This window comes from Methanosaeta sp. UBA356, assembly GCF_002496465.1.
Lineage (GTDB): Archaea > Halobacteriota > Methanosarcinia > Methanotrichales > Methanotrichaceae > Methanothrix > Methanothrix soehngenii.
Window position 1 is genome coordinate 3,898 of the sequence record NZ_DAKC01000050.1, and the last position, 12,087, is coordinate 15,984.

Here is a 12,087-nt window from a genome sequence, read left to right on the forward strand (position 1 = left end):
AAATAAAGGCAATCACTGGCGCTATATCTAATGTCTTGGGAAAGATCAAGGGCTTGAGGGATGATATCCAGCCCGGATATGCTGACAATCTCAGGCAGGTACAGGCCGATGTCCGAGCAATTAAGGAACGCTTGGGTATACGGTGAAAAGCAGCAACATCACGCCCTGCGGCAGAGCTGGCTTGACAGGATCGGGCAGGACGGGTGGGCCGGGCGAGCGCTCGTGATGCGCAGCTGCGCGGAGGCAACGGGCTGGATATTTTATCCAAAGCAAATCGAATATAATAAATAAGGGGAACGCAGTAAACTACTTGCTGCATCTAAATGATAACAATCAGTTGTGATGGGTGGTTTCAATGAGCGAAGTAATGGCAAAGCCCGGCTTTCAGGAGCTTATCGAGACTTTAGAGGCTCTGCCCATCGAAGATCGGGAAATGCTTGTGGAGATTATCAATAAACGCATCATTGAGCAGCGTCGAGAACGCCTGGTTGCAGATATGAAAGAATCTTTGGAAGCCTGCGGGCGAGGCGAGGTTCATACGGGTACTGTGGATGACCTCCTGAAGGATCTCGAAGAGGATTTGAGAGAGTGAGGCGGCTCATCTGGGCCAAAGCCTTCCGCCGAGCCCTCAAAAGAATTGTCAAACAGAGGCCGGATATTTTGCCGAAGGTTGAGAAGGCATTGCGCCTCCTGGCTGAGGACCCTTTTCATCCTGAGCTGCATTCTCATAAATTGAAAGGGCAATTGGAGAGGATGTGGGCCTGCAGTATAGATTACGATAATCGTATTCTCTTCATGTTCTTGAAGAATCCTGATTCAGGGGCGGATGACGTACTTCTTGTCTCGATGGGAACTCACCAAGAGGTATATTGACCATGTGACTTCGCCTCAGGCTCTGCAGTCGATTTCTTTTTAGTATCTCTGCCGCAGGATCTGCTCTTTTCTTGGCAGCGTCTCTGGCCAGCCTGGGATTCACGGGCCTGGGGCCTAGCCGCCCAGCGCAGAGTGGGGCTTGATGATCAGCGATTCCAGGGTTGATATTTTCTGCGCCTACCGGAAGATTGGTCTAAGAGATGGAAGTCATTTGAGAAAAAGCTAATACTCTTTACCACTCATTAAGAATGAGGTGTTCTTATGAAGCCCTATGCAATTATTCTAGTGCTGTTGTTATGCGTTCCTGCCTCGGCCTCGCAGGAGGCGAGCGAAGTCGAGGCCACAACCGCCATTACCCTGCCCGTGGATTCCGTCACCATCTATCCTGACGGCCTGATGGCAGTTAAAAGGACGGGACTTTTGGATGTGACCGAGGGAGCTCACAAGTTCGTGGTCAATGTTCCGGATAAGGCCGATTTCGGCTCTGTCCTTCTCTCGGTGAGCAATGCCACCACCGATAGGGTGGTCTACGAGTCAGATCCCATCTATACCCTGAACATATCGTCCGCTGGATCGCAGAGATTCGATCTGAGCTACCTCATGTACAGCTCTGCCACCTGGAAGCCCATATACGACCTGCACCTCAGCGAGGATCAGGTGCTGGTGAAGTCCAATGCTGTGGTGAGCAACCGGGGAGGAGAGGACCTGAAGAACGTGCGCCTCAAGCTGGTGGCCGGTCTCTCTCCAGAGGTGCATGCCTATCCTGCTGCACCCAGAAGCGCAGGTGCGGCAGATGCCAAAATGGCGTATGCGATGGAAGAGGTGGCATATGAAGCCGCCCCGGATCTTCCGGCCACGGGCGAATTGGAGACCCTTTATATTTTCGAGCTGGAAGGACGAAAGGACCTGGCAATGGACAAGGAGATCGGATTCCCCCTCTTTGAGAAGGAGTCACCCCTGGTGAGGATCTATACCTGGGATGCCAGCCGGCAGTCTGAGGGTCCGGCAGATGAGGAGGTCCGTATCAATAACACCCTGGAAAATCCCTGGCCCGAGGGGAAGGCCATGCTCTACCGCAATGGCGAATATGTCTCCACCATCCAGATGCCTTATACTCCTGCCGGCACCAACGCCTCCATTGTGGTGGGCACCTCTGCCGATCTGAAGCTGGAGAAAAAGCTCTCCGACTATAACAAGACCGAAGAGATCAAAGCGATAAGCACGCCTGAGGGTAACCGCACCGTCAAGGAGATCAGACAGGCCTGGACCTATCACCTTTCGATCAAGAGCAACCTGGACCGGACTGCAGATTTGGAGGTAACGGACACTGTTCCTCAGGAGGCGGTGATGATCTCAGTCTCCCCCGAGCCCGATGAGAGAACTGCCACCACCCTGAAGTGGAAGCTGGAGGTCATGCCCCGCCAGGAGATGTCAATCAACTACACCTATCAGGTGAAGACGACAGAGAGTCTGGACAGAGAATACTAAACCAGACCTCTCTCTTTTTTCTGCAAAAAAAAAATTGATCGGCCAGTGGACAGCAGCGTTAATCCACCTGGACCTTCTGAGCATTTACCACTACCAATTTCGGAAGATGCACCTCCAGGATGCCGTCCTTGAACATTGCCCGCACCTGCTCTGGCTTGACCTCCGCCGGCAGCTTGATCTCCCTTTTTAGGCTTATGGAATTGAGCTCCTGGCGCAGATATCGGCCCTCCCTGGGACTGGCCTTGGCGTCGACATACAGGCTGTCCTCGGTCACCCTCAGGTCGATCATATCCTTGCTGGCGCCGGGCAGGGCCACCAGAGCGATCAGCTCTACATCAGCATCTATGAGGTCAAGAGGTGCGCGGTCAAGGCTCTTCGTCTCAGATATCTCGCCCGTCACATCGCCCAGGATCTTCTTCGCCGCCTGGCTCGCCTGGCTGGACATTCTCGCCGCCTCGACTGCGGCTTTGCCGATCATGCGTTCCAGATCACTGGTGCCTGAAGAATCGGATCTCATAACTTAAAATAGCGCTCTGTTCTCATAAAACCTTTTGCATTCACTGCAATTGCGCTCCCTGGAAGCGTCCGTAGCCTGGTCCGACCGCCAGATCATCATCCCAGACCACACTGCCCCTTATGATCGTCATCCTGGGAAATATGGCCTTCATCCCCTCATAGGGGGTCCAGTCCGCCCGGCTGTGCAGTCGATCGGCCCTTATCTCCGCCACCCTCTTGGGGTCGACTATCACCAGATCGGCATCCTTTCCCACTTTAATAGCTCCTTTTCCAGCCAGGCCAAAGATCCTCGCCGGCCTGGTGGCCAGGGCATCCACCAATCGGTCCAGGCGGAGAAGATTTCTCCTCACAGCGAAAAGCATAAGCGGCAGCATGGTCTCCACCCCAGGGACCCCTGCTGGTGCCTCCCAGATGTCCTCTCCCTTCTCCTCCGGGAGATGGGGTGCATGATCCGAGGCTAAAATATCGATGCTGCCAGTCCTCAGCCCCTCCCAGAGCCGTTCGCTGTCTGCCTTACCCCGCAGGGGTGGATTCATCTTCAGCAATGACCCCTGCTTTTTATAATCCTTGACATTGAGAAGGAGATGATGAGGGGTGACCTCGCAGGTCAGTCTCGAGTTGGCATTATTATGAGCTGCACTTTTTGGCTCGGCTGCAACAGTCTCCTCTCTTGTCCATTCCTGCCTGGTCCTCTCAATCAGATTCAGTCCCTGGCCGCTGCTTATGTGGCAGATATGCAGACGGTCCGACCAGCCTGAGACCTTCTCAATGGCCTGAACCTCCGCCTCCACCGGCCGGGCGAGGGAGTGAACCTCAGGATCCTGCCGGCTGGATAGGGCCATTGCCATCTCTTTAATAATAGAGCCATCCTCAGCATGAATCGTAGCCAGCAACCCCAATCTCCTCGTCTCGGCGAGAATCCGAACAATCTCAGGATCGCTGTGCTCATAGCAGAATATCTCCCCGATAGCCTGGGCTCCTGCCTTCTTCAGCTCCTCGATCTTGCCCGGACCGCCATTGATGCAGTAGTCCACCACGGAGCTGGCTCGCGCCCGCTCCAGCTTCATCTCGAATGAGATGCGGTCTAGGGTCCTCGGATCGGTGTTCGGCTGGTCGATGACCGTGCTGATCCCTCCCGCGGCTGAGGCTGTTGATCCGGAGAGCCAGTCCTCTTTGTAGCTTGGCCCGGGATCACGAAAGTGGACATGAGCATCGATGCATCCCGGCAGGACCAGCATTCCCTGAGCATCGATCTTCTCTGCCGCCCGGTGCGGGCCGCCCAGGGCAGCGATCCTCCCCTCTTTGATCCAGATATCGATGCTTTTCAGCCCGTTATTTGTATAGACCAAGCCGTTTGATACCGCCAGATCAAAGTTTATATCCAAACCTCCTGAGCAAGAGGCGTCTCTCTTCCACCTGTTGGTCGTTCTCAGCGCCCCTGGGCACGAAGCCGTCGATCACGCCCATGATCCCTCGTCCGAGATCGGTCTCGGCCACCACCACCTCCAGGGGGTTGGCAGTAGCGCAGAATATGCCGCAGACCTCCTGGATGGATTTGATGGCATTGAGAACGTTTATCGGAAAAGCCCCATTCATCAGCAGCACGAAGGTATGGCCGCAAGCCAAACACAGAGAGTTTTTCTTTGCCGCCTCGACCAGCTCCAAGTCATTTCCCTCTGAGCGTACCAGGCAGTCGCCGCTGGCCTCAGAGAATGCTATGCCGAACTTTGCCCCGGGGGCGGTTCCTGCCATAGCCTCGTAGAGGTCCTCTGCCGTCTTTATGAAATGGCTCTGTCCTAAAACCAGATTCGATCCCTCAGGGATTTCCATCTTTACGACCTTAAGTTCCATATTCAACCCTTCGAGGATCACTATTGCCGCTGTCAGGACTTATACTTTGGTCTGAGAAGCCCGCCTATTTTCTCAGGCCCTTCTTAGGCCCATGAGATTGAACGGCCAGCTTTCTGGTCTTCCTCAGGATGAACCTGGATGTTAGATAGTATATAGCCATAAAGAGCACAGCAGAATAGACCGCCATGGCAATGGATTCTGTGAAGCTCATTCTCAACAGAAAATAAGAGTATGGAATATAAATCAGCAGCACAAAAGCCGCGGCAATGGCTGCCTGCTGAATCAGTGCATACTGCCGAAAGCGCAGGATGATCGCCGAATAGCTCAAACTGGGAAAATTCACCAAGGATCTTTCACCTCTTCCTCTTTGAGCATACCCTTACGGACCATATAAAGCCTTGTCCACCAGAGATTGGCCAGGGGGGCTAAGACGAGCAGACTCACCAGACTGGTGGCCAATGACAGCAGCTGATATGCCACCTCGTTTCCCGAGGAGATTAAGCTGCCAATCATCTGCAAGACCACGGATAGAGCCATCACCACCAGCCACAGAATCAGGACGTCGAACTTGTTGTAGCGGAAGAAATCTATTCCTGCCCTTATGGCCTGCACCGGCCCTGCGCCCTCCAGCACCAGAGCATAAGGTGCAAGGGCTAATATGACTGACAGGATTAGGGCATAGAGGATGAACAGCATAAATCCAGCCAGGATCATTCCCAGCCCCTCGAGATTGTCAAGATTTCCGGATAAGGCTAGAGTAAGCTGCCCCATACCGGGGAGGAGGAAGATGAGCCCGGCCATCGTCGCCAATCCCATGATGAGGCTCAAGAGAAACATATTCCAAAAGTGCTTCCTTCCAGCGGACCACATGGCTGACGTTCTCGATTTGCCCTCCACAAGAGCCTGCCTGGCCATGCCTATAGCTCCGGCATTGAAGTACGATCCCACTAATGAGAGGACCACAATCATGCCCAGGAAGAGGATTAATATGGGGAGAAAATCCTGCCAGTCCATCCCGGCAAATAACCCCTCCATCACCTCAGCATCCTCTAAATCCTCCAAATGAGTCCAGTCTTCACCCAGAAATGGCATTGCAGCCAGGAACATGGCGATAAAAAATGCGGCGACGATCAGGATCGAGGCGAAACCGCTGAATATAAAGGGAACGCAAAGGTTGAGGTTCTTCTTCCAGATGCCAAAGCCTTTTCCTATCAACTTTCCAATCTCTTCCATCTCATTCCTCCTCCTGTCTTCTGTTTCATGTGGCCAAAATGCTGCAATGGCTTTATAGCTTTTCCCTCCGATTATCTCAGTCCCTGATGCAGAGCGCGGATTTGCCAGAGACGGTTTGAGTCTCTTTGCCAATGCTGCACAAAGATCATTCGATGGTCCTTTGCGTCTTCATCGTTTATCATCCCCTTTCTGACCATATAATGCTTTGTCCATAACTGGTTTATGAGAGGAGACAAGACTGGTTGCTGCGCCGGTATCGTTCTCAATCCTCCTCCTATTATTTGCACAACTCCCAGTATAAGGCATCAGATATGATCTTGAGGAAGAGAACATCGATTCTATTTTAATAAATTTTCATGGTGGGCTTCTTGTCCATCTATCTCCTTAACTAGCTGGGGGAGAAAGATACCAATATCCGTAACGAGTCCAATTGCCTGGGCAGAACCTCTGTCCATGAGCTTAGTCACCGTGGCAGGGTTGATATCGATGCATATAGTCTTTACGAAGGATGGTAAAAGATTGCCCACCGCAATGGAGTGCAGCATTGTCCCAAGCATAATGGTCATTTCCACACCCTGCAGTGCCTTATCCATAGCATACTTGGCCTCCACCGTATTCGTTATAACCTCTGGAAGTGGGCCGTCGTCACGAATGGAGCCCGCCAGGATGCAAGGAATGCCTTTCTTGATAGCCTCGTAAATTATGCCGCCCTTGAGCTTGCCCTCGGCTATGGCGTTTTTGATGGATCCGCTGGCCATAATCTCGCTTATGGCATAGAGGTGATTTCGATGCCCTCCGGAGATGGCATTTCCCTCGCAGTTCATCCCGAGACTGGTGCCAAATAGCTGCCGCTCGATATCATGGACCGCTACGGCATTTCCAGCCAGAAGAACGTCGATGTAGCCCTCTCGAATCAGCCAGGCAAGCGAGGGCGCAGCCCCAGTATGCACTAACGCCGGACCGCAGACCACGGCGATCTTTCCGCCTGCCTTTTTAGTGCGCACGATCTCTTCAGCCAGTTGCCGCACCAGCTCGCAGCTGGGCCGCTCTGAACTGACATCATTGGACATGAATTCGAAGTACGTTTTTTGGCGTGGCCTCTCCGGCGGAACTACCTTGACCCCGGCGGTACCTATGACCACCCGATCGCCCTTCTTGATATGGCCGATGGGCGTGCAAATGGCCCTACCATCCTCCAGCACCACCAGACAGTCCATGTGGTTGTGCTCCACCTCTACCCATGTACCCTGGTAGCGCACATAGGTGGGATGATTGGTGGTCGAGTAAAATCCGCGAGGCACAACCATATCCCTTGGCGCAATCTCGGTCTTGACATCCACCATCTCCACCATCCGGGCTCCCAAGGCATGCAACTCCAGGAGTATGCGGTCCAGATGATACCCATCCTCGCCGGCGACAGTTATCTGGATATAGCTGGTGTCATTCTTCTTTAGGCCTATGCGGAAGTTCTTGATTTCGAACTCACCCCCCATATCCATGATCTTATCCAATACTTTAGCAAGCATTTGCGAATCAATGAGATGGCCATTCATCTCGATCTCAGCAAGCTCTCTCATAACCCCACCCACAATAGAATTATCCTGCAATCTCCTCTCCATCGAGCGGATAGGCGCCGTCCTCGTCATGGATCTCCCTTCCATTTAGGGGTGGATTAAATACGCATGCAAGCTTCATTGTGGTCTTCGCTCTAAGGATGTGGCGGTCGTTTTTATCAAGCACATAGATAGTCCCGGGTGCGATTCGATAGATCACGCATGCTTGTTCGACACCCCCCGGCTCACCAATTCGCACGGCATCTGCCACACCACCGTCATCTGTTCCATCCAGGACTTCCACCTCTCCTTCTCCTTCGATGCAGTAGACAGATTCGAGATGGTTTTTATACCAGATGTGGGTCTCCGTCCCCGGATAGATGGTTGTTATGTGGAAAGAGAATCCCATACAGTCCCCCTTCAGCAGGAGACGGACGCTCTCCCAGTTCTCGGCGACTACCCTCCGATCGGACCTCTCGGCGTCCTCGAGATTTCTTAATATCATGCCAGAACCTCGATATCGCTATCCATCTTTCTCGTCGCTTTAAGACGCATTTTTTCCATCACATCTCTTATGCTCTCTTCTAGTATGGACAGGCCCTTATCGAGCTCGTGGTCGCTTATCGTGAGCGGTGCCAGAAACTTGAGGACCTGGTCCTCTGCCCCAGATGTCTCTATTATCAAACCCTTCTCAAATGCGACATGGGAGATCATAGATGCAATCTCACCCGTCCTGCAATCGAGAGCCTGGACCATCCCCCGGCCACGGGCAGAGAGCGTTCCCGTATCGTCGAGGTCAACCAGCTTATCAAAGTGCTCCCTGACGAATTCACCTTTCATTCTCACTTTCCTTGAGAACGAGGCATCACTCCAGTACTCTTCAATCGCCGCTCTCGCGGTGACGAAAGCCAGGTTATTTCCCCGAAACGTTCCGTTGTGCTCGCCGGGTTTCCATTGATCAATACCTGGTTTCATCAGGACCATAGAGAAGGGTATGCCGTAACTGCTTAGCGACTTTGAGAGGATAATGATATCTGGTGAGATCTTAGCTTCCTCGAAGCTAAAGAAAGTCCCTGTCCTTCCACATCCTACCTGGATGTCGTCGATGATCAGGAGGATACCGTGCTTTCGGCAGATCCTCTCCAGAGATCTCAGCCACTCTGAAGTTGCTACATTTATTCCGCCCTCGCCTTGGATCGTCTCGACAATCACTGCCGCCGGCTGGTCAAGGCCGCTGCTTCTGTCTGTTAGCACCTTATCCAGGTACTCGGTTGTATCGACCTCTTCACCCATATAGCCATCGAAGGGCATAAATGTCGTGCCATGCAGCTGTATGCCGCATGCGTCTCTGAAATAGCTGTTTCCGGTTGCGGCGACCGATCCGAGGGTCACGCCGTGAAAGCCATTCGTAAAGGAGATGATGGTCGACCTTCCCGTGACGTTTCGAGCAATCTTCATCGCAGCCTCGACAGCGTTCGTTCCGGTCGGTCCGGTGAACTGCATCTTGTACCTCATGCCTCTTGGCTTGAGGATCAGGGAGTCGAAGGTCTCAATAAAGGCCTGCTTTGCCTCCGTCACGAGGTCGAGGCTGTGGACTATCTTGTCCGACTCTATGTATTCGAGCAGCTTCTCCTTGATAGCTGGATTGTTATGGCCATAGTTGAGGGCACCAGCACCTGCCAGGAAATCAATATACTCACGTCCTTTTTCGTCCTCGATGGTGGCTCCTTTGGCTTTGGTGAATACCACCGGGAAGCGACGGCAGTAGCTTCGAACTTCTGACTCATGATTATTCACCATGCTAATATCATTCTCATTTCCTTCTTTTTCCGCTTCCATCCTAGTATCCTTCATGATAGTGTCACCTCATCCGTTCATCTTGAACGGCCCTATATTGAACAGACATTCTGCTTCGTGATCAAAATCCCCGAAATCAGATTCAGAGAAGCAATCAGAAACATCACAATGAGCGTCTAGCTCTTGTGCAAGCCCCCTGAAGAGCCTCTTTGATGCCTCATTCGACGGCGATATCGTCGTCTCGATATATCGGCAGTCTCTCGTCGAAGGCCTATTCAATACATCAAATAGCATCCGTTTTGCGATGCCTCTATTCCTGGAATCGACATCTACAGCAATCTGCCAGATGAAGAAGACGTCCCATCGGTCCGGTGGTCGGTAGCCTGAAAGGAATGCTACGATCTCCCCTCCCTCTTCAGCGACAACGCATGTGTCAGCAAAGTCACGGCAGAGCAGGAGATAGCAGTAGGTTGAATTGATATCCAGCGGCTTGCAAGACCTGATAAGCTCAGATATCCTGGCTCCATCATTGAGCCTGGGCTTTCGAAACTTCAGCCGACCCACATCTTCGCTATCCGAAGATCCTTGATCGCTCTTCATGGATCTGGCTTCTTGCAGTCGTTTTGATAACTGCTTCATCTATTCACCTCCAGGATGGTAAATCCGGAACTATGGATGCTGTCTACTCCCATATTTTTCAGGGTGAGCTGTACCTGCTATTGTGCATAATGCATCCGTTGCCCTCAGTGATGCTGACAGGGCCTGATGCTTCTGCAATTATCTTTGTTTAAATTGATCTGCCTTAAATGTTTGGATTTTTTCAATTTACTTGTAGTTAATGCAAATTAAATTTAGCATATTTCCTGGCAAAGATCAAAAAATTGAATCCTTTGGATGATTCTAATTAAGATGATATGAAGATAAGAATGGTAATAAGACCGGTGCCCAAAGAGGTAGCGCAGTTACTTGTGCCGATTATGCCTCCGATCTGATCTTACCCTCAAAACTCTCCTTGACGAGCGCCGAGTGGACATAGTTAATCATTGTAATGTAATCAAAGACAGGGAGTTCGATCGCCTTTTGAATCGCCCTTGCATAAGGAGGAAGACAGCTACATTCCAGCAGGATGGCACGGACATTCTGCTCCTCCTCGACCATTTCACTGGCGACAGATAATGCCTCCCTTTTAACTTTCTCCGAGTCGAGGAATCCAGTCTCCTCGATAACGGCTTTTGAGAAGTTTTCTCGGTCCTCCATACCCCTTATCACCAGACGCTCGCCTGAACTGATCCCAACAGCCTCAAGGAGGGTTTCGTCCAGGCTCTTCGAATCGGCGGTTATGATCCCCACCTTTTGGTCGCGACCAAGGATGCTGAATATAAAGGGAATCTGAAGGAGGCTTGAGAGGAAGACGGGGACATCGAGGACCGCAGCAAGACTCCTCTGATGAATGGCAAGAAATCCGCAATCTCCGGTAATGGCTCTGACACCCTGGCTGACCAGTTCTTCTGCCGCTGTGTGGAGCAGCTCAAAGGCCGTCCGATCTTTTCCAAGTGCTCTTCTCGTCGTTAGACCCTCAACCTTCTGGAATCGCACGGGAAAGCAGTAGGTGGTGGCATTGGCCACATCCCCTGGAATAAAGGGAGTGAAGCAGTCCAAAAGGAGGATGCCGATAGCTTCGCCGTAGCTGGCTTGTCCTGATCTAGCTTTATAAATCATTATTAATACCCTTGACTTTAATCATCTGCCCAGCTCCAATGTTACATGCATCTGTTCGGGCGACCTTTGCCTCAGCCCTCCAGACCCTTCCAGATAAGGTCCCCCACGTGGTGGAGTGACTTTACCGCTTTTCCCTCCCCCTTCATCTCCGTCCCAGCGACCAGTGCCCGTCCAATGGCCAGAGGCTTCTTATGCCTCTCCTCTACTATCACCACCAGGTCTCCGGGGGCGATCTCCGGGTCAGCTGTGACTATTCCCGGCTTCATGATATCCGCCCCGTTCACCACGAACCTAACGGCGCCTGAATCCACCACCACCAGTCTCTTGCTGGGCCCCAGATCGATGGCCCCCAGAACGGTGAAGAAGGGCTCATCATCCACAATCATCATTAGAGGTCGGCCGTTCACGAAGATAAGATCAAGACCCTCGTCGCTGACCGCCCTCTCCAGGGATGCTTTGCGCAGGACAGATGAGTCATCCAGGAATGGCTCAATGCATGCTACAACCTTCCTGGCATCGCTTCCTTTGAGGTGGTGCCTGGATTTAATCTTCATATGCTGTGGATATCCCGATAGGTTTAAATATGCAACGAGCAAGTTTGGAAACCGTAGCCTTTTGCGGTTATCAATGCTGGAGAGAGGATTAATGGGTCAGAGACCGCTTGATATTCTGAATGAATCACTGAATGGGCCCGTCATAGTTAAGCTCAAGGACGGAAGAGTCTTCCGGGGAGAGCTTCAGGGTTATGATATCCACATGAACCTGGTGATGGATAAAACGGAAGAAGTAGCAGAAGGGGCGGTTGCCCGTAACATCGGTACGGTAATCGTGCGCGGAGACAATGTAGTTTATATTTCACCTTGAGGTGTTTTAGATGACCAAGGGTACTCCTTCAATGGGTAAGCGCCACAAGAGCTCGCATATAAGATGCCGGCGATGTGGTAGCATCTCGTTTAATTTCAAGAGAAAGGTTTGCGTTCAATGCGGCTTTGGCAACTCAGCAAAGCTCAGAAGCCATAAGTGGATGAGAAAAGCGGACTACTAGAGAGAGGCGAAA

General features: G+C 52.0%; 16 protein-coding genes. 5 read left to right on the plus strand and 11 right to left on the minus strand.

Annotation, left to right across the window (positions count from 1 at the left end; all coding sequences use genetic code 11):
* The first annotated feature begins 355 nt into the window (after window positions 1-355).
* The 3 genes from BP727_RS04070 to BP727_RS04075 all read left to right on the plus strand — a co-directional run bounded on the left by BP727_RS04070 (window position 356) and on the right by BP727_RS04075 (window position 2,361).
* Entirely contained in the window at window positions 356-592 is a 237-nt protein-coding gene (locus tag BP727_RS04070; protein ID WP_013718957.1) for a hypothetical protein, read from the plus strand.
* Entirely contained in the window at window positions 589-873 is a 285-nt protein-coding gene (locus BP727_RS13565; protein WP_013718958.1) for a type II toxin-antitoxin system YafQ family toxin, read from the plus strand. Before BP727_RS04070 ends, BP727_RS13565 begins: the two co-directional genes overlap by 4 nt.
* Before the next feature lie 261 nt (window positions 874-1,134).
* Complete coding sequence (locus tag BP727_RS04075; protein ID WP_013718959.1) at window positions 1,135-2,361, plus strand: DUF4139 domain-containing protein; 1,227 nt, start codon at window positions 1,135-1,137, stop codon at window positions 2,359-2,361.
* Between the two features lie 58 nt (window positions 2,362-2,419).
* On the opposite strand, the gene BP727_RS04080 is transcribed toward BP727_RS04075, so the two are convergent.
* The 11 genes from BP727_RS04080 to BP727_RS04130 all read right to left on the minus strand — a co-directional run bounded on the left by BP727_RS04080 (window position 2,420) and on the right by BP727_RS04130 (window position 11,584).
* Window positions 2,420-2,878: an Hsp20/alpha crystallin family protein gene (locus BP727_RS04080; protein ID WP_048131933.1), complete on the minus strand. Its 459-nt coding sequence runs from the start codon at window positions 2,876-2,878 to the stop codon at window positions 2,420-2,422.
* A 40-nt stretch (window positions 2,879-2,918) separates the two neighbouring features.
* Window positions 2,919-4,262, minus strand: coding sequence for a dihydroorotase (locus tag BP727_RS04085; protein ID WP_273277934.1), 1,344 nt, complete (start codon window positions 4,260-4,262; stop codon window positions 2,919-2,921).
* Window positions 4,246-4,728, minus strand: a complete 483-nt coding sequence (locus BP727_RS04090) for an adenosine-specific kinase (RefSeq protein ID WP_013718962.1) — start codon at window positions 4,726-4,728, stop codon at window positions 4,246-4,248. The genes BP727_RS04085 and BP727_RS04090 overlap by 17 nt, the downstream gene beginning before the upstream one ends.
* 64 nt (window positions 4,729-4,792) lie before the next feature.
* A complete protein-coding gene (locus BP727_RS04095) occupies window positions 4,793-5,071 on the minus strand; it encodes a hypothetical protein (protein ID WP_157863679.1) in 279 nt (92 codons plus the stop codon).
* Entirely contained in the window at window positions 5,068-5,961 is an 894-nt protein-coding gene (locus BP727_RS04100; RefSeq protein WP_157863680.1) for a hypothetical protein, read from the minus strand. Before BP727_RS04100 ends, BP727_RS04095 begins: the two co-directional genes overlap by 4 nt.
* Window positions 5,962-6,299: 338 nt before the next feature.
* Window positions 6,300-7,580 carry a TIGR00300 family protein gene (locus tag BP727_RS04105; RefSeq protein WP_273277935.1) on the minus strand — a complete coding sequence of 427 codons (1,281 nt, stop codon included), beginning with the start codon at window positions 7,578-7,580 and terminating at the stop codon, window positions 6,300-6,302.
* Complete coding sequence (locus BP727_RS04110) at window positions 7,558-8,019, minus strand: ectoine synthase (RefSeq protein ID WP_013718966.1); 462 nt, start codon at window positions 8,017-8,019, stop codon at window positions 7,558-7,560. Before BP727_RS04110 ends, BP727_RS04105 begins: the two co-directional genes overlap by 23 nt.
* Complete coding sequence (gene ectB / locus BP727_RS04115) at window positions 8,016-9,368, minus strand: diaminobutyrate--2-oxoglutarate transaminase (RefSeq protein WP_013718967.1); 1,353 nt, start codon at window positions 9,366-9,368, stop codon at window positions 8,016-8,018. The genes BP727_RS04110 and ectB overlap by 4 nt, the downstream gene beginning before the upstream one ends.
* 12 nt (window positions 9,369-9,380) lie before the next feature.
* Window positions 9,381-9,950: a diaminobutyrate acetyltransferase gene (gene ectA, locus BP727_RS04120; protein ID WP_273277936.1), complete on the minus strand. Its 570-nt coding sequence runs from the start codon at window positions 9,948-9,950 to the stop codon at window positions 9,381-9,383.
* A gap of 336 nt (window positions 9,951-10,286) precedes the next feature.
* Window positions 10,287-11,030, minus strand: a complete 744-nt coding sequence (locus tag BP727_RS04125; RefSeq protein WP_273270961.1) for an aspartate/glutamate racemase family protein — start codon at window positions 11,028-11,030, stop codon at window positions 10,287-10,289.
* 71 nt (window positions 11,031-11,101) lie between these two features.
* Window positions 11,102-11,584 carry a PUA domain-containing protein gene (locus BP727_RS04130; RefSeq protein ID WP_013718970.1) on the minus strand — a complete coding sequence of 161 codons (483 nt, stop codon included), beginning with the start codon at window positions 11,582-11,584 and terminating at the stop codon, window positions 11,102-11,104.
* 91 nt (window positions 11,585-11,675) lie between these two features.
* Between BP727_RS04130 and BP727_RS04135 the strand changes: the two genes are divergently transcribed.
* A complete protein-coding gene (locus BP727_RS04135) occupies window positions 11,676-11,894 on the plus strand; it encodes an LSM domain-containing protein (protein WP_048131937.1) in 219 nt (72 codons plus the stop codon).
* Between the two features lie 10 nt (window positions 11,895-11,904).
* Window positions 11,905-12,075 carry a 50S ribosomal protein L37e gene (locus BP727_RS04140; RefSeq protein WP_013718972.1) on the plus strand — a complete coding sequence of 57 codons (171 nt, stop codon included), beginning with the start codon at window positions 11,905-11,907 and terminating at the stop codon, window positions 12,073-12,075.
* The last annotated feature ends 12 nt before the right edge of the window (window positions 12,076-12,087 follow it).

Bases quoted from the DNA above. Each gene is read 5' to 3' on its own strand.
- BP727_RS04070 (WP_013718957.1), top strand. From the start codon at position 356: ATGAGCGAAGTAATGGCAAAGCCCGGCTTTCAGGAGCTTATCGAGACT.
- BP727_RS04075 (WP_013718959.1), top strand. From the start codon at position 1,135: ATGAAGCCCTATGCAATTATTCTAGTGCTGTTGTTATGCGTTCCTGCC.
- BP727_RS04080 (WP_048131933.1), bottom strand. From the start codon at position 2,878: ATGAGATCCGATTCTTCAGGCACCAGTGATCTGGAACGCATGATCGGC.
- BP727_RS04090 (WP_013718962.1), bottom strand. From the start codon at position 4,728: ATGGAACTTAAGGTCGTAAAGATGGAAATCCCTGAGGGATCGAATCTG.
- BP727_RS04100 (WP_157863680.1), bottom strand. From the start codon at position 5,961: ATGGAAGAGATTGGAAAGTTGATAGGAAAAGGCTTTGGCATCTGGAAG.
- BP727_RS04105 (WP_273277935.1), bottom strand. From the start codon at position 7,580: ATGGAGAGGAGATTGCAGGATAATTCTATTGTGGGTGGGGTTATGAGA.
- BP727_RS04110 (WP_013718966.1), bottom strand. From the start codon at position 8,019: ATGATATTAAGAAATCTCGAGGACGCCGAGAGGTCCGATCGGAGGGTA.
- ectB (WP_013718967.1), bottom strand. From the start codon at position 9,368: ATGAAGGATACTAGGATGGAAGCGGAAAAAGAAGGAAATGAGAATGAT.
- ectA (WP_273277936.1), bottom strand. From the start codon at position 9,950: ATGAAGCAGTTATCAAAACGACTGCAAGAAGCCAGATCCATGAAGAGC.
- BP727_RS04125 (WP_273270961.1), bottom strand. From the start codon at position 11,030: ATGATTTATAAAGCTAGATCAGGACAAGCCAGCTACGGCGAAGCTATC.
- BP727_RS04130 (WP_013718970.1), bottom strand. From the start codon at position 11,584: ATGAAGATTAAATCCAGGCACCACCTCAAAGGAAGCGATGCCAGGAAG.
- BP727_RS04135 (WP_048131937.1), top strand. From the start codon at position 11,676: ATGGGTCAGAGACCGCTTGATATTCTGAATGAATCACTGAATGGGCCC.
- BP727_RS04140 (WP_013718972.1), top strand. From the start codon at position 11,905: ATGACCAAGGGTACTCCTTCAATGGGTAAGCGCCACAAGAGCTCGCAT.